This window comes from Leclercia adecarboxylata (assembly GCF_006171285.1).
In the GTDB taxonomy this organism is placed as follows: domain Bacteria; phylum Pseudomonadota; class Gammaproteobacteria; order Enterobacterales; family Enterobacteriaceae; genus Enterobacter; species Enterobacter barmai.
Map to the genome: position 1 here is coordinate 4,745,493 of NZ_CP040889.1, position 17,541 is coordinate 4,763,033.

Annotated in this window: 17 protein-coding genes; 5 read left to right on the forward strand and 12 right to left on the reverse strand. The window is 57.9% G+C overall.

Features of this window, described 5'->3' with window-relative positions; translation table 11 throughout:
* Positions 1-2: 2 nt before the first annotated feature.
* Genes FHN83_RS24465 through FHN83_RS24500 form a run of 8 tightly spaced genes read right to left on the reverse strand, consistent with a single transcriptional unit; the run spans position 3 to position 8,777 of the window.
* Entirely contained in the window at positions 3-1,013 is a 1,011-nt protein-coding gene (locus FHN83_RS24465; RefSeq protein WP_139565244.1) for a BatD family protein, read from the reverse strand.
* Positions 1,010-2,533: a tetratricopeptide repeat protein gene (locus FHN83_RS24470; RefSeq protein WP_139565245.1), complete on the reverse strand. Its 1,524-nt coding sequence runs from the start codon at positions 2,531-2,533 to the stop codon at positions 1,010-1,012. The genes FHN83_RS24465 and FHN83_RS24470 overlap by 4 nt, the downstream gene beginning before the upstream one ends.
* Complete coding sequence (locus FHN83_RS24475) at positions 2,530-3,507, reverse strand: VWA domain-containing protein (protein ID WP_138369121.1); 978 nt, start codon at positions 3,505-3,507, stop codon at positions 2,530-2,532. The genes FHN83_RS24470 and FHN83_RS24475 overlap by 4 nt, the downstream gene beginning before the upstream one ends.
* Positions 3,500-3,940, reverse strand: a complete 441-nt coding sequence (locus FHN83_RS24480; RefSeq protein WP_139565246.1) for a DUF4381 family protein — start codon at positions 3,938-3,940, stop codon at positions 3,500-3,502. Before FHN83_RS24480 ends, FHN83_RS24475 begins: the two co-directional genes overlap by 8 nt.
* Positions 3,941-4,846, reverse strand: coding sequence for a DUF58 domain-containing protein (locus tag FHN83_RS24485; RefSeq protein WP_139565247.1), 906 nt, complete (start codon positions 4,844-4,846; stop codon positions 3,941-3,943). It lies immediately after the preceding gene.
* Positions 4,846-5,844 (reverse strand): AAA family ATPase, encoded by a 999-nt coding sequence (locus FHN83_RS24490; RefSeq protein ID WP_138369122.1) that lies wholly within the window; start codon positions 5,842-5,844, stop codon positions 4,846-4,848. Before FHN83_RS24490 ends, FHN83_RS24485 begins: the two co-directional genes overlap by 1 nt.
* Positions 5,841-7,136 (reverse strand): anaerobic sulfatase maturase, encoded by a 1,296-nt coding sequence (locus FHN83_RS24495; protein WP_139565248.1) that lies wholly within the window; start codon positions 7,134-7,136, stop codon positions 5,841-5,843. The genes FHN83_RS24490 and FHN83_RS24495 overlap by 4 nt, the downstream gene beginning before the upstream one ends.
* Positions 7,137-7,184: 48 nt before the next feature.
* Entirely contained in the window at positions 7,185-8,777 is a 1,593-nt protein-coding gene (locus tag FHN83_RS24500) for an arylsulfatase (protein WP_139565249.1), read from the reverse strand.
* Between the two features lie 495 nt (positions 8,778-9,272).
* Here FHN83_RS24500 and FHN83_RS24505 point away from each other — a divergent pair, with 495 nt between their 5' ends.
* A complete protein-coding gene (locus FHN83_RS24505) occupies positions 9,273-10,196 on the forward strand; it encodes a hypothetical protein (protein ID WP_255296473.1) in 924 nt (307 codons plus the stop codon).
* 163 nt (positions 10,197-10,359) lie between these two features.
* Here the strand turns inward: FHN83_RS24505 and FHN83_RS24510 are convergent, their stop codons facing one another.
* A complete protein-coding gene (locus FHN83_RS24510) occupies positions 10,360-11,247 on the reverse strand; it encodes a dihydrodipicolinate synthase family protein (RefSeq protein WP_139565251.1) in 888 nt (295 codons plus the stop codon).
* 18 nt (positions 11,248-11,265) lie between these two features.
* A complete protein-coding gene (locus tag FHN83_RS24515; RefSeq protein WP_139565252.1) occupies positions 11,266-12,144 on the reverse strand; it encodes a DMT family transporter in 879 nt (292 codons plus the stop codon).
* Between the two features lie 88 nt (positions 12,145-12,232).
* Between FHN83_RS24515 and FHN83_RS24520 the strand changes: the two genes are divergently transcribed.
* The 3 genes from FHN83_RS24520 to FHN83_RS24530 all read left to right on the forward strand — a co-directional run bounded on the left by FHN83_RS24520 (position 12,233) and on the right by FHN83_RS24530 (position 14,393).
* The gene (locus FHN83_RS24520; protein WP_139565253.1) at positions 12,233-13,567 is read left to right on the forward strand and encodes a PLP-dependent aminotransferase family protein; all 1,335 of its coding nucleotides are present in this window, start codon (positions 12,233-12,235) and stop codon (positions 13,565-13,567) included.
* 292 nt (positions 13,568-13,859) lie between these two features.
* Positions 13,860-14,042: a general stress protein gene (locus FHN83_RS24525; RefSeq protein WP_039028538.1), complete on the forward strand. Its 183-nt coding sequence runs from the start codon at positions 13,860-13,862 to the stop codon at positions 14,040-14,042.
* Positions 14,043-14,159: 117 nt separating this feature from the next.
* Complete coding sequence (locus FHN83_RS24530; protein ID WP_139565254.1) at positions 14,160-14,393, forward strand: hypothetical protein; 234 nt, start codon at positions 14,160-14,162, stop codon at positions 14,391-14,393.
* Between the two features lie 78 nt (positions 14,394-14,471).
* On the opposite strand, the gene FHN83_RS24535 is transcribed toward FHN83_RS24530, so the two are convergent.
* Positions 14,472-15,740, reverse strand: a complete 1,269-nt coding sequence (locus FHN83_RS24535; protein WP_255296474.1) for an MFS transporter — start codon at positions 15,738-15,740, stop codon at positions 14,472-14,474.
* A gap of 9 nt (positions 15,741-15,749) precedes the next feature.
* A complete protein-coding gene (cybB, locus tag FHN83_RS24540) occupies positions 15,750-16,277 on the reverse strand; it encodes a cytochrome b561 (RefSeq protein ID WP_039028537.1) in 528 nt (175 codons plus the stop codon).
* Between the two features lie 184 nt (positions 16,278-16,461).
* On the opposite strand from cybB, the gene gap reads away from it, so the two are divergent.
* Complete coding sequence (gap, locus tag FHN83_RS24545; protein WP_139565255.1) at positions 16,462-17,463, forward strand: type I glyceraldehyde-3-phosphate dehydrogenase; 1,002 nt, start codon at positions 16,462-16,464, stop codon at positions 17,461-17,463.
* Positions 17,464-17,541: the final 78 nt, after the last annotated feature.

Genomic DNA, 17,541 nt, shown 5'->3' on the forward strand with positions numbered 1-17,541 from the left:
GTTCACCTCTTTTTTTCAGGCGTCAGTTTGGGCAGAGGGACAGGAGCCCAAAAGTTGCGCCACCTATGATGGAGATATTTAAGGCTTCGCCACAGCAGACGTCGCGTCAACAGGATAACGGCAGCCAGGATAACGACCGCCGCGACGATCAGCGCCGTTCGCCAGTGATGTTCATCCGTTGTCCCCCGAAGTGCCGATTCGCTGCCCTGCGCGCGCGCTTCGGCCACCTGCAACGTGGACCCCGGTAATTCGGCAACCTGCCACTGCTGATGGGCTGTGTCCCACCAGCGCAATTTAACGGGCGGAATGACAATCGTACCGGCCCGGGACGGGAGATAGCGCAGCTTCTCCACCCGCTGAGCCCCTTCGATTTGACCGCGCCCCGACTTCAGCAACGTGTTTTCGGGGGTCAGCCGTTGGGTATCGGTTCCGGGGATCGCATACAGGATCTGCGGGATTTGCGCCGCGGTAATGCCGGTGGCATTCACCGTAACAGCGCGCTCCACCACATCCCCCACCCGCAGTTCGCCGTCATTGCTGGCGTGATACTGGGTAATTTTCTGGGTCAGGGTCAGGCTACTGGCGGGAAGGAAGCGGTCCGGCTGCTCCACGCCCTCAGGCCACGCCACCGCGGTTTTCAGCTCCGGCAATTGCACGGTGACAGGGGCCTGGCTGGCAGAAGTGAGCGTGACCTCCGTGGCGGGCAGCAGCAGATCGCCCTCATCCCACGCCATCACCTGTCTTTCGAGGCGAATACCGCTCCAGCTTGTTCCTCCCTGGCGGCGACTTAACAGCTGATTCGGCAGCGGCGTGGTCATTAATGCCCCGTTTTTAATCACAAAATCGGGCCATTCCGGGGGCGGATTAAACCAACTGTCGGTCCAGAAGGTGACCGCGACAACCACCGGCTGGCCTGGCGCGACATGTTCAGGTGCGACCAGTTCGCGGGTAATATCCATCGCCGCGCGGGCGGGTATTACCGCCAGCAACAGCAGAAGAAGAAAGGCTTTCATGGCGTCGGCTCCGTACTGGCGCGGTAGAGATTTTCCAGCAGGCCGGATGGTGATACCTCCAGATTGTCGAACCACTGCTCCACCTGTGGATTACTTCTGGCCGTGGGCTCAAGATCCTGCTGATTTACCCCCTGACCTTTCTTCAGATCGTGCTTAATTTCGTCGGGCTTGTAGTCCTGCTCCTTGCCCTGGGCAGCCTGGCGGTCGCGCTCTTTCTGGCGCAACTGCATGATAATGGCGGCGATAGCGGCGCGGTTCTTTTGCGCCAGCGCCCAGTCAGGACGCAGGCTTAACGCGCGATCGTAGCTGTTAAGGGCCTGCTGCCACTGCTTTTGTCCGGCGTAGCTGTTACCCAGCCACAGAAGCGTATCGGCAGTCTGCGGAGCCTGGCGAAACGCCGACGCGGCGGCGACAAAATCCTCCGCGCGGTAGTACGCAATCCCCTGCCAGAGTGGATCCTGGAAACGTTGTGCTGCTTTCGCGTAGTCGCCCTTGTTGAACGCCAGCTGCCCCTGCATATCCGGGCTTACCCAGGCATCCAGCCAGGCGGCCTGACTTTGCGGGGCATACAGCAGCGGCACGACAACGATCAGGGCACAAATCAGCTGCCGCCGTCCGAAAAGCAGCAACAGCAGCATCGGGATCACCAGCAGATACCCGCTGTTTTTCCAGTGCAGATCGCCGCGGGCGTTGTTCTGCGAAGCCACCGACTGCTGGATGTGACGGGTAATTACCGGCAGATCGCTGTCATCATTGCTCACCAGCGTAACGGGAATACCGCCATCACGCAGGCCGCTGAAACGTTCGACGTTGAGGCGGGTATCGATTCCACGCTGGGCGTAATCGTCAGGCAGTTCGCCGCCGCGCGCCGTACCGGGCACCCAAATCTGCAGCGGCAGTTTTTGTTGTGCGAGCCAGGCCGCATCCTGCGGCGAGAGGGTATCGGCGATCAGTAAAATATTGCGCGGCGCATCGGGGGTTTCCGGCATATTTTTCAGGGCCAGAGCGATGGCCTGCCGTAACCCGGAGCCTTCGCCCTCGGGCAACAGCGCAGGATTTTGCGCGTGAAGAAACAGCGAGTAGAACGAGGGATCGACGGTCAGCGGCGTGGTGAGGTAAGCCTGAGCGTTATACACCACCAGCCCAAAATGCGTGCCGGTTGAGCGCGACATCAGCTGCATAATTTTGCTTTGCATCCGCTGATGGCGGCTGGGCGCAAGATCCTGGGCGTACATGGCCGGATCCTGCTGTAACACCACCATCAGATTACTTTGCGGCGTCAGGGCAGCGGGCAGTTCCCGCTGCCTGGTCGGGCCTGCCAGGGCGATCACCCCCAGCGCGCAGAGCCACGGCAATACCCGGGTGATGCGCTTTTTGCGTCCAATAATGAGTGCCCTGGCAAAGGGTTTATCCATAATCTGCTGCCAGGCGCTGCGCTGTCCGGTCGCCACAAACCACAGCAGCGCACAAACGAGCAGACCCGCTAACCACCAGGGATGGGTGAAGTGAAAATCACTCATGCTGCTCTCTCCCGAATGAATCGCCCAACCGCGAGCAGGACCAGTAACCCCAGCGCCAGCAGCAGCGGCCACTGGAAGAGCGGAACGTGCCACGACCAGCCGATGGATTTCACCTGGACGGGGGTGATGGCGTCGATCTCTTTCCAGACGCTGTCCAGCGCGGCCCCGGAGTTGGCCGCCGTCCAGGATTGTCCCCCGGTGATCTGCGCGATGTTCTGCATCAGCGGCAGATCCACTTTGTCATCCCCGGTACTGTTGATATCGCCAAAGGCGATGGTGTGCACCTGAACGTGATGGGCAGCGGCCAGCTGAGCGGCCAGAGCCGGTGCCAGCTGCGAAGCGGTATCGTTGCCGTCAGTCAGCAGGATAGCCAGTTTACTGGCTGCTTTATCAGTGGTGTTATCCAGCAGTTTGACCCCGACGCCCAGCGCATCACCGATGGCCGTTTGCTGGCCAACCATGCCGGGAGCCAGTTGATTGATGCGCGTTTGCAGCGCCTGCTTATCTTCGCTGACCGGCGCAAACGGCCAGGCCTGGCTGGCAAATATCACCAGACCTATGCGATCCGACTGCCGTGCCGCGACAAATTTTCTCACCGATGCCTGGACCGCCTGCAGGCGTGTCACCCCGCCCTGGACATCGTTTTTCGCCATCGAACCAGAGACATCAAGAATTAGTACCACGTCACGCATGGGTTTTTGAATATGCTGGGGCGGCGTAAGGTACTCCGGGCGGCAGAGCGCCGCCACCAGCAGCAGCCAGACCAGCCAGAACAGCAGGCTGGACAGTTTACCGGTGCGCACCGGCTGGCTGTTCAGCTTCAGCTCATCAATCAGTTCTGGTAAAAACGGGACCCGGACCTGCTCTTTGACCTCTCGCTCCTGCGACAGAAAATAGCGGCCAATCAGCGGCAGAAAAATCAGTAACGCTGCCCACGGCCAGGCGAAATCGATCCGGCTCAGATACTCAGACATAGGGCAGTTTCTCCAGCCAGTTTTTCAGCTGAAGCTGCAAACGCGCGCTGCGACCGGCGTCGAGCTGGTTATCGGGCTGGCAATATCGGACGCTTAACTGCTGGCGCAAATCATCGTCGATGTCGACCTTTTGCAGCAGCTGTTCCGGGGTGATGGCGTTGCTGACGCTGGCACGCGGCTGGTGCATCAGCAGGATGCGTTTGATCAGTTCCAGCCAGCCATCCACGCTGTGGGGTTGTTGCAGCGAGGCCCGCGCTTCCCGACGCCAGGCGTTACGCCGCCAGCGCGCCAGACGGAACAGGGCGAACAGCAGCAATGCGATAAGCACCACTCCGCCCGTCACCCACCAGCCTGGAGGTAACGGAATCCAGGAGATACCCTGCGGCAGCGCCGGAACGGCGAGCTCAGGAACGCTAAATCCTTTTTCCAGCATTCAGAGGCCCTTTTGTAACTGTTTGATAAGATCCTGAGTGACCACAATCTGATTAACGCGAATACCGAGGCGTGTCAGGCGATTTTCCAGACGCGCCAGCCGGGAGGCAATGCTCTGCTCGATGTCATCTTTTAGCTGAGGTGAAAGCGAAAACGCAGCCTCACGCCCCTGATAGCGGGCGGCCAGATCGCCGTGCGCAGGGAGCCGCAGGTGCAGATCGTCAAGCGTGATGAAAGCGCTGATCTCACAGCGTCGTCTCAGGCCTGCTAACAAAGCTTCTCCGGCAGCATCCAGGTCGTGAAAATCGCTGAGTACTGCCACCCACGCGCCCGCCGGAATAAGGGGCATGGTGCGTTGCAATACGTGGGTAAGCGAGACAGAGGCAGGGGTTTCGTCAGGATAGCGCGAAGGTAGCGCCTGGTTATAGCGCAGCACATCATCCAGCACTGCCGGTAAATTACGGGCCGGGGCGCGGCATTTTTGCAGGCTGTAATCGCTGTCGCCAAATACCACGCTACCGACTCGGTCGCCGTCGTGCCAGCTGCGCCAGGCCAGCAGTCCGGCAATTCTGGCGGCGGCAACGGATTTGGTCTGCCCGCGGGTGGAGAAATACATATCCAGCCGCTGGTCGACAATCAGAAACACCGGACGCTCGCGCTCTTCGTTATAGAGGCGGATCCAGGGCGTTCTCAGGCGCGCCGTGGCCTGCCAGTCAATCAACCGCACATCGTCGCCAGGCTGGTAGCGGCGCAGGCTGTCAAAGTTAAGCCCACGCCCCTGCTGACGGGAGACGCGCTCCCCGGCCAGCGCACCGGGCGGAATTTGCCCCGGCGGATTGGTCAGCAACCGCGCTTCCCCTGCCAGCGCCATCAGCGTGTCGCGATCGACCTGCAGTGCGCTGTCCATCACGCCACCACAGCGTCGAGTAACATCCGAATGATGTCGTCCGCAGAACGGTTATCGGCACTGGCCTGATAACTCAGCATCAGACGATGGCGCAGTACCGGCGGAGCAACGCGCTGAATATCTTCCGGCAGCACCGCGTCGCGGCCCTCCAGCCAGGCCAGGGCGCGTCCACAGCGGTCCAGCGCCAGGGTACCGCGCGGGCTGACGCCGATGCCAATGTATCCCGCCAGCGTGTCACTGACCTTCTGCGGATGGCGGGTCATGTTCACCAGGTTCACAATGTAATTTTCAATGGTTGGGGCAACATGAATCGCCGAGATCTCCTGCCAGCAGGTGGCAATATCCTGCTGAGAGAGCATCAGGGTTTCTGGCTCAACGGCGGCAGGCTCAGAGCTTTGCGCCAGATACTTCTGCTGCTGTTCGGCCCGCACCATCTGCATCACTTTTTGCTCGTTTTCACCTGACGGGTAATCCACCAGCACTTTCATTAAAAAGCGGTCGAGCTGGGCTTCCGGCAGTGGCCAGGTCCCCTCCTGATCCACCGGGTTTTGCGTCGCCAGCACCATGAATACGCCGGGCAGCGGCCAGGTTTTTCCGGCGACGGTAACATGACGCTCCTCCATCGCCTCCAGCAGCGCTGACTGCACGCGTGCCGAGGCGCGGTTTATCTCATCCGCCAGGATGATGTTGCCGAACACCGGCCCTGGACGAAAGCGGAACTGGTCCTCTTCACGGGTGGCATTTTGCTGGTAAATCTCACTGCCGGTGATGTCCGACGGCAGCAGATCCGGTGTGAACTGAATGCGGCGAAACTCCCCTTCCACATGGCGGGCCAGCTCGCGTACCGCTCGGGTTTTTGCCAGTCCCGGCAGCCCTTCCAGCAGGACGTGCCCATCGCACAGCAGCGCCACAATCAGCATTTTTACGACCGACTCCTGGCCCAATACCTGTTGATTCATGCGCTGCTCAAGCTGAAGCAGTTTTTCTCTGTTTGTCATTTACGCAATCCTGCAAAGTCACGTTTCAGAAGCGTGGCGATACCGGCCAGGATCGGCTCGGCATAGTTGAAGAACGCTTTGATGCCGGGGCATAGATAGTTGAGCCCGGCTTCACCGTCCGGGGCGCGGACAATGCGGTTTTTCGGGCATTCACCCCAGCACAATTTCAGATAAGGACACTGTTTGCAGTATTCCGGCAGAGTCTCTTTTTTGCCTAAACCGAAGGCTTTCTGCCGTTCGGAAAAGGCCATGTGCGCCAGTTTTGTGTCGGCGATATTGCCGATCTGGTATTCGGGGTAGACATAGTGGTCGCAGGAGTAGATATCGCCGTTTTTCTCCACCGCCAGTCCTTTACCGCAAAACTCAGAGGCGGTACAGATTTGCGCGGGCATCCCCATGGTTTGCGCCACCGCCGTTTCGAACAGGTTCACCTGCACGCGGCCTAAATCGTTATTCACCCACTCTTCGAACACGGTTTTCAGGAAAGTGCCCCAGTCGTCGGGATCCACCGACCAGTCGGTGACGATAGAATCTAAATCGCCCGGTCTGGCACGGCGGGTGCCGGTTACCGGGATGGTCTCATCACGCCAGAACTGCGGTGCGGTGCTCTTGAAATCGACGGGTTCCACGCAGGGATTAAACTGGACGTAGGTCGCCCCCAGTTCACGGGTGACAAAGCGGTAAACGTCAAGCGGGAAGCGCGCATTGGTGCGGTTTACCGTCACCAGGGCGTTAAAGGGCACCTTATATTTTTTCAGCGCCTCAACGCCTTTCATCACTTTATCGAAGGTCGGTTTGCCGCTGCGCGTCACGCGGTAGCGGTCATGCAGTTCTCGTGGCCCGTCGATGGACAGCCCCACCAGAAAGCGATGTTCTTTGAGAAATTCGGCCCATTTGTCGTTAATCAGCACGCCATTAGTTTGTAAGTCGTTTTCGATGCGCTGGCCGGGCTTTTGATACTGTTTCTGGAATTTCACTACCTTTTCGAAAAACTCCAGTCCCATCAGGGTCGGCTCACCGCCCTGCCAGGAGAACACCACCTGATCGCCATCCTGACCATCAATGTACTGGCGAATGAAGTTTTCCAGCACTTCATCGCTCATGCCGGTGTGACGGTCCTGATGCAGAAGTTCTTCTTTGTGCAGATAAAAACAGTATGAACAGTCGAGATTACAGGTCGAGCCGGTGGGTTTCGCCATGACATGGAAGCGTCTGGTATACGCTGGCCCCTTGCCGTCATATTTTTCTGCGGACGGTAACGCTTTAACAGGCAACGTGGTGCTGTACTTCATCGCGATCCCCTGATGACCGGGTGGTTGCCCACCCGGGTTTAACGACAATTAATTACTCTTCGCGCCTTGCTCAATCAGCGACTGGACGTCGGAAACGGTAAACGAGCCCGGTTTCTGACGCGGCGGGAACTCCTGGAAGCTTTGCAGCATCTCGCCAACGTATTTCTGCGCGCCGCCCAACAGGAACAGACGGCTGTAGAACCAGTTGTTGTAATCCATACCGGTATCGCCTTTCTCCAGCGGGTCGATCTCCAGATCGAAGATCATCGGCGCACGCAGGACGGTAAACGGATAGCGCCAGACGTCCATGCCGGTATGTTCCTGAATCATAAAGTGCGCTTTCCAGCGGCCGTAACGGATGGCCAGCAGGTCACCGTCATCACTCCAGTAGAAGAACTCTTTACGCGGGTCTTCACCTTTGCCCTGCAGGAAGTCGAGCTGGTTATAACCATCCAGGTGAACCTTGTAGGTCATGGAGGTGGTTTTGTAGCCTTTTAACAGCTGCTCTTTGATGTCCGGGACACCCGCAGCGGCCACCAGAGTCGGGAACCAGTCATTACTGCCAAAGATATCGTTGATCACCGTACCCGGCTGGATATGGCCCGGCCAGCGGATCATTGCAGGGACGCGGAAGCCCCCTTCCCAGCCGGTGTTTTTCTCACCGCGGAACGGCGTCATCCCCGAGTCAGGCCAGGTGGCCAGCATCGGGCCGTTGTCGGTGGTGTAGACCACGATGGTGTTATCTTCGATGCCGAGATCTTTAATTTTCTTCAGCACTTCACCTACCGTCTTATCATGCTCAACCATGCCATCGGCATAGGTTCCGAGCCCTGTCGCCCCAATACTGGCGTCTTTCAGGTGCGTCTTGTTGTGCATGCGGGTGGTGTTGTACCAGGTGAAGAAAGGCTTACCGGCCTTAACCTGGCGCTCCATAAAGTCGTTGTTGGCCGCGAGGGTTTCATCATCGACGGTGCCCATACGCTTGATGGTGAGCGGTCCGGTATCTTCAATTTTGCCGTCGGCGCTGCTCTTGATCACGCCGCGAGGACCAAACTGTTTACGGTATGTAGGATCTTTCGGGTAGTCCGGGTTCTCAGGTTCTTCTTCGGCATTCAGGTGGTAAAGGTTACCGAGGAACTCATCAAACCCGTGGGCGGTAGGTAAAAACTCATCCCGGTCACCGAGGTGGTTTTTACCAAACTGCCCGGTGGCGTAGCCCAGCTGTTTAAGGATGTTGGCGATGGTAGGATCGTCTTTGCTGAGACCCTGAGGCGCGCCCGGCATGCCCACCTTACTCATCCCGGTACGGAACGGCATCTGCCCGGTGATGAAGGACGAACGCCCGGCCGTTGAGCTCTGCTCGGCATAATAGGAGGTAAACTTCGCCCCCTCATTGGCAATACTGTCGATATTTGGCGTCTTATAACCCATCATGCCCTGGTTATAAGTACTGAGGTTCCAGTAACCCACATCATCACCAAAAATAACGACAATATTGGGTTTTGAATTATTTTGCTCTGGAGCAGTTGGAGCCGTGGTTGTAGATGAAGCGGGTGCTGCATAGGCTGCGGTAATTGCACTCGATGCAAGCGTTAGCATACTGGCCAACACTGTCCGCTTGAATGGAACGGATTTGAGCATGGTGGAACTCCTTTCATTAGAGGCAAAAAAAGTATAGGCAACCTACTGATGAACGGAGCAATTGTCATAAATAAAACATTTAAAAATGGATAAAAAATAGCAGCACCACACGAAGAAAAATATTTAACTTAATGATTTTAAATAATTAATTAAATTTAGTTTAAATTCACAACATGCGAGTTATCGTTCTCGCTAGTGTATCGTTGCGTCTAATTGTCGCTTCATTGAATTCATCTGTTATTTACTCCCAAAAGCACAAATCAATCGAAAAAAGCGACTAAAGAAGAGATGAAATTTTTAAACCTCTTTTATTTTTAACTTTTTGTATAATATAAAAATATCTCGCTGATGTAGTATCGGTATGCCCTCTTGAAAGGTTCATCAGCTGCCGTCCGGCGGTTCTGAAAAAAACTCTCCTGCTCTATAGTTAATTAACCCCTATGCTGGCTGAAGCGGCGAGGCGTTATGCGTGTGGCTTTTCCCGGTCTTCTTTTAATGCTGACTGCCACGATGGTTTATAGCCCGGCGGGATATGCGGTGGATAACCCTCGGATAAAACAGCGCGCGGATGCCGTCCTGACGTTAATGAGTTATATGGTGGTTCCTGACGTAACCGCCAGCGACCTGAATATTGGCACCGGCAGCAATGAAAGTAACGAACTCACCATCACGCAGTTTGGCGGCGGCGCCACCCTGAGCGAATCCTTCCCGATTTACGTTGAAGGGGCATTGGGTTACAGCCGTTACGACCCGCAATTCGTGGTAAGTAATGGCACGGAAACACGGCGCATCCCCACCCGCTGGAACAGCCTGACCGGTACCGGGGGAATTGGCTGGGATTTCCATCTTCATCGCGATCGCTGGGGCGGAAATCTGATCCTGCGCCCGATAGCCAATGTGATGCTGGGCACCATGGCCAGCGATGCGCGCATCGGGGCCTGGGTCATCGAGCGACGTCGACACGCGGATTATGATTTCCTGGATGGCGGCAGGCTGAATGCTTACGGCACCGGCGGTTCGCTGATGCTCGACTATGAACTGGTATCAAAACCCCAGGATATCGATATAGAACTGCGCTACTCGGCAATGCGCCTGCAAACCTTCGGCAGCACTTCCGATGCCGTTGACGGGCATGCGAACACCCAGAACCTCGGCCTGTACCTGCGCCGTCGCGCGCCCATCTCCGACTGGACGCTGTTAAAAAGCCCGGTGCGCTATGTGCTGGAAGGCGCGCATACGGAATATCTGGGCGAGCAGCGCGGCAGGCTCGGGTTTAACAGCCTGAGTTCAGTTGGGGCAGGTATCGAGCTGGACAGCAGCAAGTATCCGGTCTTTGTCACCCGCACGCGCCTGGTGGCGCGCTACATGTTTGGTCAGAATACCAGCGGATATGGGATCGGCCTGGCGATGAGTTTTTAAGGTGCCATGCCCGGCGGCATTACAAAAATTCGTAGGCCGGGTAAGGCGAAGCCGCCACCCGGCAAGGAAACTATGGTGAACGGAACCACCACCGCATCCGCATGTTCCCCTCACCCTGACCCTCTCCCCAAAGGGGAGAGGGAATAAACCCCGCCCGGCGGCGCTACGCTTGCGCGGGCCGACAAACCTGTCCCAGCGCCTCCCGCTCTTCCCCCACCAGCGTCTGCAACGGAAACGGCAAACACGGCGCCGCAACCCTGCCCGTCAACTCCGCCACCGTCGCAATCACCCGCAAACTCCCGTACCGACGGAAGAACCCCCACAACGGCTCCAGCGCGTCGTTGAGCCGCCGGGTTTCCTCCACATCCCCCCGCAGCGCGGCTTGCGTCAACCGCAGGCAATAATCCGGGAAAAGCCCACCCAGCACCGAGTACCAGACGTCACATCCTGCCAGCAGACCGGCTGCCGACTGCGCATCACCGCTGATGCCAATCGTCACCCCTTTTGCCACCTGGCTTTTCAGCGCCGTCACGCGGGCGGAAGCCTCCGCCGGATCCGCCGGAATATAGCCGAGCTTTATGGAACCCATACCAGGCAGCGCCGACAGCGCCACCAGCAGCTCATCAGTAAAGTCAAAACCGCTGGTGGCCGGGTTGTCGTAGATACAGAGCGGAACGGAGATTTCACCGCACACGCGCTCGTACAGGCGGAACACCTCCTCCGCCGTCAGCTTCTGGTAGCAGAGCGGTGCCAGCAGCAGACCGCTCACCCCGGCTTTTTGCGCATCGTCTGCCAGCCTCAGGATCTCTTCCGCGTTGACGCTGCCGATACTGGTCATCACCGGCACGCCTGCGGCAGCGCTTACCGCCAGCCGGGTGGCGGCAAAACGCTGCTCCCGCGTCAGATAGGCATAGCTCCCCGTAGAGCCCAGCGCCCCGATGGAATTCACCCCCGCCGCCGCCAGCGCTTCAATCAGCGCCACGAAGGCTTTTTCATCGATCTCACCCTTCACCAGCGGGGTCAGGGGAAATGCGCTCAGACCTGTAAACATCCTGAATTCCTTATAAAATTATCGGGAAAATTTCCGCGAACCTGTCACACATAAAATCACGCCCAGGGTGATAAACAGCATCACCGGGCTGACCCTCTCATGCAGCAGCGTGGCGGACAGCCCCAGCCCCAGAAAGGGTTGCAGCAGCTGCAGCTGCCCAACGGCGGCGATCCCACCCCGGGCAAGCCCTTTGTACCAGAAGATAAAACCGATCAGCATGCTGAACAGCGACACATAGCCCAGCGCGGTCCAGGCCGATATACCAACAGAGCTGAATGATGCAGGCATTGTCAGCCAGGAGGCAACCACCATGAAAGGTAGCGCCAGGATCAGCGCCCAGCCGATCACCTGCCAGCCGCCGGATTCTCGGGTCAGCGCCGCCCCTTCGGCATAGCCCAGGCCGCAAACCACCACCGCCGCCAGCATCAGCAGATCGCCGGTTAACGAGAGCGCGGCACTTTGCGACAGCGCAAAACCCACCACCAGCAGACTGCCGAGCACCGAGAAGATCCAGAAGGCTCTGGCAGGCCGCTCCTTGCCGCGCAGCACAGCGAAAATGGCGGTCATCAGCGGCAGCAGGCCAAGAAACACAATCGAGTGGGCGGCGGTAACGTGCTGGAGCGCCAGGGCGGTCAGCAGCGGAAAGCCAACAACCACGCCCAGAGAGACAACCATCAGCGGCACGATTTGCGTGGCGGGCGGGCGTTTTTCCCGTAACACGAGGATCAGCACCAGGGCCAGCGCCCCGGCAAGAGAGGCCCGGGCAAAGGTCAGGAAAAAGGGATCGAAATCCTGCACCGCAATCCGCGTGGCGGGCAAGGACCCGCTGAAAATCACCACCCCCAGCAGGCCATTCAGCCAGCCCGAAAGCGAGGTTTTATCTCCCGCACTATTCATTACCCTTACCTCACGTGTTGAGCCTCTGTTGAGCGGATGGTAGTCTCGCCAATCCGATACAATCAAATTATTGTCATGGATACATTTGATGAAAGCCCGCTATAAAGCCATCGTGGATCGCTACGCGCAGCAGATCCGCTCCGCCACGCTGACGGCAGGCACCCGACTGCCGACCCACCGGACGCTCGCCGCCCGGGAACATATCTCGCTGGCCACCGCCACGCGGGTTTATGCCGAGCTGGAGAAGATGGGGCTGGTCAGCGGGGAAACCGGGCGGGGAACCTTCGTCAGGGAGATCCTGTTGCCGTCCGGGCTGGGGATCGACCAGCAGGCGGTCGCCACCGATGTGCTGGATCTGAACTTTAACTATCCCGCCCTGCCGGGTCAGGGAAAGCTGCTCCGGGAAGCGCTCAGGCAGATCGCAGGCGTCGGCGATATTGAATCGCACCTGCGCTATCAGCCGCATGCGGGCAGGCAGACGGAGCGGGAGATCGTGGCCGCACACCTCTCCGGGCCACACTTTCAACCTTCGGCAGATAACCTGTTGATTGTGGACGGTGCCCAGCATGGCCTGACCATCGCCCTGATGGGGCTGCTCAGGCCCGGCGACGTGGTGGCGGTGGATGCCCTCACCTACCCGGGCTTTAAGGCGCTGGCGGCGCTGTATCACCTTGAGCTGGTTGCCATTCCCGCCACGCCGACCGGCCCCGACCTGGACGCGTTACGCCAGATCTGCCAGAGGCGGTACGTGCGTGCCATTTACACCATGCCCACGCTGCATAATCCCCTGGGATGGGTGCTGGACCGCGACCAGCGTCAGGCGCTGGCGAACATCGCCCGGCAGCACGATCTGCTGATTGTCGAAGACACCGCCTACAGCTGGCTGATCCGCCGTCCGCCGCCGCCTGTTGCCAGCCTGGCCCCGGAACGCACGGTCTACGTCACCGGATTTTCAAAAAACGTGGCCACCGGCCTGCGGGTCGGGGCGGTGGTCTGCCCGCCTGCGCTGCGTCCGGCGCTGGAGCGCGCCATACGGGCCACCACCTGGAACACGCCTTCGGTGATGACCGCCATGGTGTGCCACTGGATCCAGGACGGCACCGTGGCCCGCTTCGAAACCCTGAAAAGGCGCGATGCCCGGCAGCGGCAGCGAGTGCTCAACACGGTGATGAAGGATCTGCCCTGCATTACCCATCCCAACTCTTACTTCGCGTGGTTGCCGCTGGCGGATGAGGCCCGGGCGGATCGGGTGGTGAAGGCGCTGATGGACAACAACATCTCCGTCTCCACCGCAGAGCCTTTCTCCACCTCCGGCACGGTGCCGCAGGCGATCCGCGTCGCCCTCGGGTCGGTATCGGTTGAGACGTTACGCCATGCGTTGCAGCAGGTCAGAGCGGCTATAGAGCTGGAGCAGAGCCGATAAGACAAGTCTTAATTTTGATGACTGAGGGAATTATTTTAGCAATCTGTAAACATCTCCCTTCGCCCTGCAATTATTCGTCAGACATATAAGCCTTGCTAACTTACTTATTAGCGAGGATATATTTTCGTTCGCCGGTAAAAATATTTAAAGAGCTGGTTAAGAACAGAAAAAAAACGCATCGGGAGGCTTATTGACCTTTTAACCGTTCTGTCTACAGTTATTTGTGCACGCATTTGAAGAGGTTATCACCTCTTGCAATATATATTCTTAACGAAAAATCTGGAGACATGTTATGACCAAGCATCGAGGCGGTTCCGGCAATTTCGCAGAAGACCGGGAGCGTGCATCCCAGGCGGGCCGTAAAGGCGGACAGAGTAGCGGCGGTAACTTCAAAAACGATCCGCAGCGGGCATCCGAAGCGGGAAAAAAAGGCGGACAAAATAGTCGAGGCGGCGGACGTAAACCCGCTGCGTAATCATCTGAATATATTCTCCACTGACGTGAATATGTCAGACAATATATTCAGAAACGTAAAGAACGGTAATTAACACCATTCCTGTAAATGCAGCCCGATAAATTACGCGGAGGTTATATGATGCATTTAAGAAGAAGAGTTCGTAACGCACGCAATAATCATCGCACCCGTGACGATGTCGGCTGGATAATTCCGGGTGATGCTGAGCGTACCCGTTCACCGGATAGTGCACCGGATCGTGGACCGGCGCTCAATATCGTCGGGAGTCAGGATGCTGACCGTGAAGTGAGGCTCAGTCAGCGTCAGTCCTATCTCGTTAACGCCATCGCGCACCGGGATCTTCTGAAGTAATCAGCTGTTAAGTGATGCAACATTTGTTGTGCTTTGTTATTTGCCCGGCCTTCCCCGCCGGGCATTTTTATGCCGCGTTCAGGGGCGCAGCGGCAGCCCGGCGGTCTCTTTCGCCCGCAGCACCGTGAGGAAAGAGATCAGCGCCGCCGCCATGATAAACAGCGCTGGCGAGTGCTGATTGCCGCTTTCGACCAGCAGATACGTTGAGAACCAGGGCGTAATGCCGCCAAAAAACGCCACCGCCACGTTATAGGCGATGGCGATGCTGCCAAAGCGAATGCGGGTAGGAAACAGCTCCGCCATGGCCGCGCTGCTGGCACCATCAAAAAGCGCAATACAGATCCCCAGCAGCAGCATCGCCAGTATTGCTGCGAAGATATCGCCCTGCGCCATCAATGCCATCGCAGGCCAGCTCACGAGGATAAACCCGATGCAGCCCGCCAGCATCAGCGGCCTGCGGCCAAACTTATCCGACAGATAGCCCATAAAAGGGATCATCACCGCAATGGCTAAAAGACCGAGGGTGGTGATGAAATAGGCCTGCTCCTGTGGGAAGCGCAGTTCCGTCGCCAGGTAACCAGGGATAAAGGCCTGCAACATCCAGTGCCCTACCGCCTTGATCGCCACAAAACCGATACAAAAGAGCAGCGCGCGCCGCTCGGTGGTGACCGCCGTGTGCAGCGGCGCGGCTTCCGTTTTATGGCTTTTCTTCAGCGCCAGGAATTCGGGGGAGTCCTCAAGGTGGGTTCGCAGCCAGAGGCCAATCCAGCCCAGCGGACCGGCGAGCAAAAACGGAATGCGCCAGCCCCAGTCGTTCATCGCCGATTCCCCCAGCACGGAGGTAAGCAGTAGCACCAGGCCCGAGGCGGCCACAAAGGCCAGAAAGCCGAAGTTATCTATCCAGCAGGTGAAGAAGCCCCGGCGATGGGCAGGCGCATACTCCGCCAGAAAGGTGGTGGCCCCTGCGCTCTCGCCCCCGGCGGCGAATCCCTGAACCAGCCGCACCAGCACCAGCAGCACCGGGGCGAGCAGCCCCGCCTGGGAAAAGGTCGGCAGCAGTCCGATTAAAAAAGTGGCCCCGGAGGTCAGCAGGATCACCGTGGCCAGCACCCTGCGGCGGCCAATCCGGTCGCCGAGCGATCCGAACCACAGTCCGCCCAGCGGGCGCATCACAAACCCGGCGCCAAAAACCGCAAACGACGACAGCAGCGCCGTCAGCGGATCTTCCGCATGGAAGAAGTGCATGCCAATCAGGGCGGCTAAAGTGCCGTATAGCCCGAAATCGAACCATTCAACAAAATGGCCAATTCCGGTGGCAAACAGCACCTTGCGCAGTTGAGGGGACACGGGAAGCCCTTAGCGCTTTTTCGGCATCATGCGCAGCAGGGTGTTGTCTTTCCAGTAGTAGTGATGAAGTAGCGCGGCAAAGGCGTGGATCCCGATGATAAAATAGCCCAGGTTCGCCAGGGTGACGTGCCAGGCCTTCAGCGTATCCACCAGATCGAAATTCGATTCGGCGGCGTGCGGCATTCCCAGCCCGAACGCAAACCAGGTATTGCCCCGGTTATACATCATCACCAGGCCAATCAGCGGCAGCGCAATAAACAGCAGATAGATGGCAAGGTGCCCCAGGTGGGATAAGCCGATATACATCGGTTTTGGCTTGGGCACGATCGGCGGCGCGGGATACTTAAGGCGCACCAGCAGACGCGCGACCATCAGCACCAGAATGGAAATGCCGCACGACACGTGGATCATATTAATCAGCGGACGGTCGCTGCGGGGGAACCAGCCGCGAAACTCCATGGCACAGTAGGCGACGATCACCAGCAGAAAAACCAGCCAGTGAATCGCAATTTGCAGGCCGGTATATTTGTTGCGCATAAGTATTTCCTGAAAGAATGCCAAAAAACGTAAAATAACCAGCTTCAGTTAAAAATTCATTAATTATTGTCCCCGATTTTTCAAAAACTTCCGCGCAGATGAGCCATCTTCAATTGCCTCGCTGGGCTTCATGGTCTAATCCTGGATGAGTTCACCCTACCGTACGTCCACACAGGAGAGGATCATGAGTATGATTGGCATTAACGGTTTTGGTCGTATTGGCCGACTGGTTCTTCGTCGGTTGCTGGAAACTCAGGACAGTAATAGCGTGGTGGCGATTAACGATTTGACGTCGCCGAAGGTGCTGGCCTACCTGTTGAAACATGACTCCAACTATGGCCCCTTCCCCTGGAGCGTCGACTTCACGGAGGATTCGCTGATCGTCGACGGCAAATCCATTTCGGTTTATGCCGAGAAAGAGGCGAAGAACATCCCCTGGAAAACCGCCGGAGTGGATCTGGTGGTGGAGTGCACCGGGTTCTACACCTCGCAGGAGAAATCCCAGGCCCACCTGGACGCGGGTGCCAAAAAAGTGCTGATCTCCGCCCCGGCCGGCGAGATGAAAACCATCGTCTTTAACGTCAACGACGACACCATCGAGGCCAGCGACACCATTATCTCTGTCGCCTCCTGCACCACCAACTGCCTGGCCCCGCTGGCGAAAGTGCTGCACGACGCCTTTGGCATCAAGGCTGGCACCATGACCACCATCCACGCCTATACCGGCACCCAGGCGCTGGTGGATGGCCCGCGCGGCAAAGATCTGCGCGCATCCCGCGCTGCGGCGGAAAATATTATTCCGCACACCACCGGCGCGGCGAAGGCCATTGGACTGGTGATCCCGGAACTGAGCGGCAAGCTGAAAGGCCACGCCCAGCGCGTACCGGTCAAAACCGGCTCCGTGACCGAGCTGGTGTCGATTCTGGAGAAAAAAGTGAGCGTGGATGAGATCCATCAGGCGCTGAAAAAGGCCACCGAGGGCAACGAGTCCTTTGGCTATACCGATGAGGAGATTGTCTCTTCCGACGTGATCGGCTCGCACTTTGGGTCAGTCTTCGATGCCACCCAGACGGAGGTCACCGACGCGGGCGACGTCCAGCTGGTGAAAACCGTGGCCTGGTATGACAACGAGTACGGGTTTGTCACCCAGCTGGTGCGTACCCTGGATAAATTCGCTGCGCTTTAATCACATTGCGGACAGCCCTGCTGTCCGCATCCTGTGAATCCGTTCAGAGTTTCAATTCGTTAACCCTGATATAACAAA

Bases quoted from the DNA above. Each gene is read 5' to 3' on its own strand.
- FHN83_RS24510 (WP_139565251.1), bottom strand. From the start codon at position 11,247: ATGTTTACAGGTCTGAGCGCATTTCCCCTGACCCCGCTGGTGAAGGGT.
- cybB (WP_039028537.1), bottom strand. From the start codon at position 16,277: ATGCGCAACAAATATACCGGCCTGCAAATTGCGATTCACTGGCTGGTT.
- FHN83_RS24485 (WP_139565247.1), bottom strand. From the start codon at position 4,846: ATGGACAGCGCACTGCAGGTCGATCGCGACACGCTGATGGCGCTGGCA.
- FHN83_RS24470 (WP_139565245.1), bottom strand. From the start codon at position 2,533: ATGAGTGATTTTCACTTCACCCATCCCTGGTGGTTAGCGGGTCTGCTC.
- FHN83_RS24480 (WP_139565246.1), bottom strand. From the start codon at position 3,940: ATGCTGGAAAAAGGATTTAGCGTTCCTGAGCTCGCCGTTCCGGCGCTG.
- FHN83_RS24475 (WP_138369121.1), bottom strand. From the start codon at position 3,507: ATGTCTGAGTATCTGAGCCGGATCGATTTCGCCTGGCCGTGGGCAGCG.
- FHN83_RS24530 (WP_139565254.1), top strand. From the start codon at position 14,160: ATGATGCATTTAAGAAGAAGAGTTCGTAACGCACGCAATAATCATCGC.
- FHN83_RS24465 (WP_139565244.1), bottom strand. From the start codon at position 1,013: ATGAAAGCCTTTCTTCTTCTGCTGTTGCTGGCGGTAATACCCGCCCGC.
- gap (WP_139565255.1), top strand. From the start codon at position 16,462: ATGAGTATGATTGGCATTAACGGTTTTGGTCGTATTGGCCGACTGGTT.
- FHN83_RS24525 (WP_039028538.1), top strand. From the start codon at position 13,860: ATGACCAAGCATCGAGGCGGTTCCGGCAATTTCGCAGAAGACCGGGAG.
- FHN83_RS24515 (WP_139565252.1), bottom strand. From the start codon at position 12,144: ATGAATAGTGCGGGAGATAAAACCTCGCTTTCGGGCTGGCTGAATGGC.
- FHN83_RS24505 (WP_255296473.1), top strand. From the start codon at position 9,273: ATGCTGACTGCCACGATGGTTTATAGCCCGGCGGGATATGCGGTGGAT.
- FHN83_RS24490 (WP_138369122.1), bottom strand. From the start codon at position 5,844: ATGACAAACAGAGAAAAACTGCTTCAGCTTGAGCAGCGCATGAATCAA.
- FHN83_RS24500 (WP_139565249.1), bottom strand. From the start codon at position 8,777: ATGCTCAAATCCGTTCCATTCAAGCGGACAGTGTTGGCCAGTATGCTA.
- FHN83_RS24520 (WP_139565253.1), top strand. From the start codon at position 12,233: ATGAAAGCCCGCTATAAAGCCATCGTGGATCGCTACGCGCAGCAGATC.
- FHN83_RS24495 (WP_139565248.1), bottom strand. From the start codon at position 7,136: ATGAAGTACAGCACCACGTTGCCTGTTAAAGCGTTACCGTCCGCAGAA.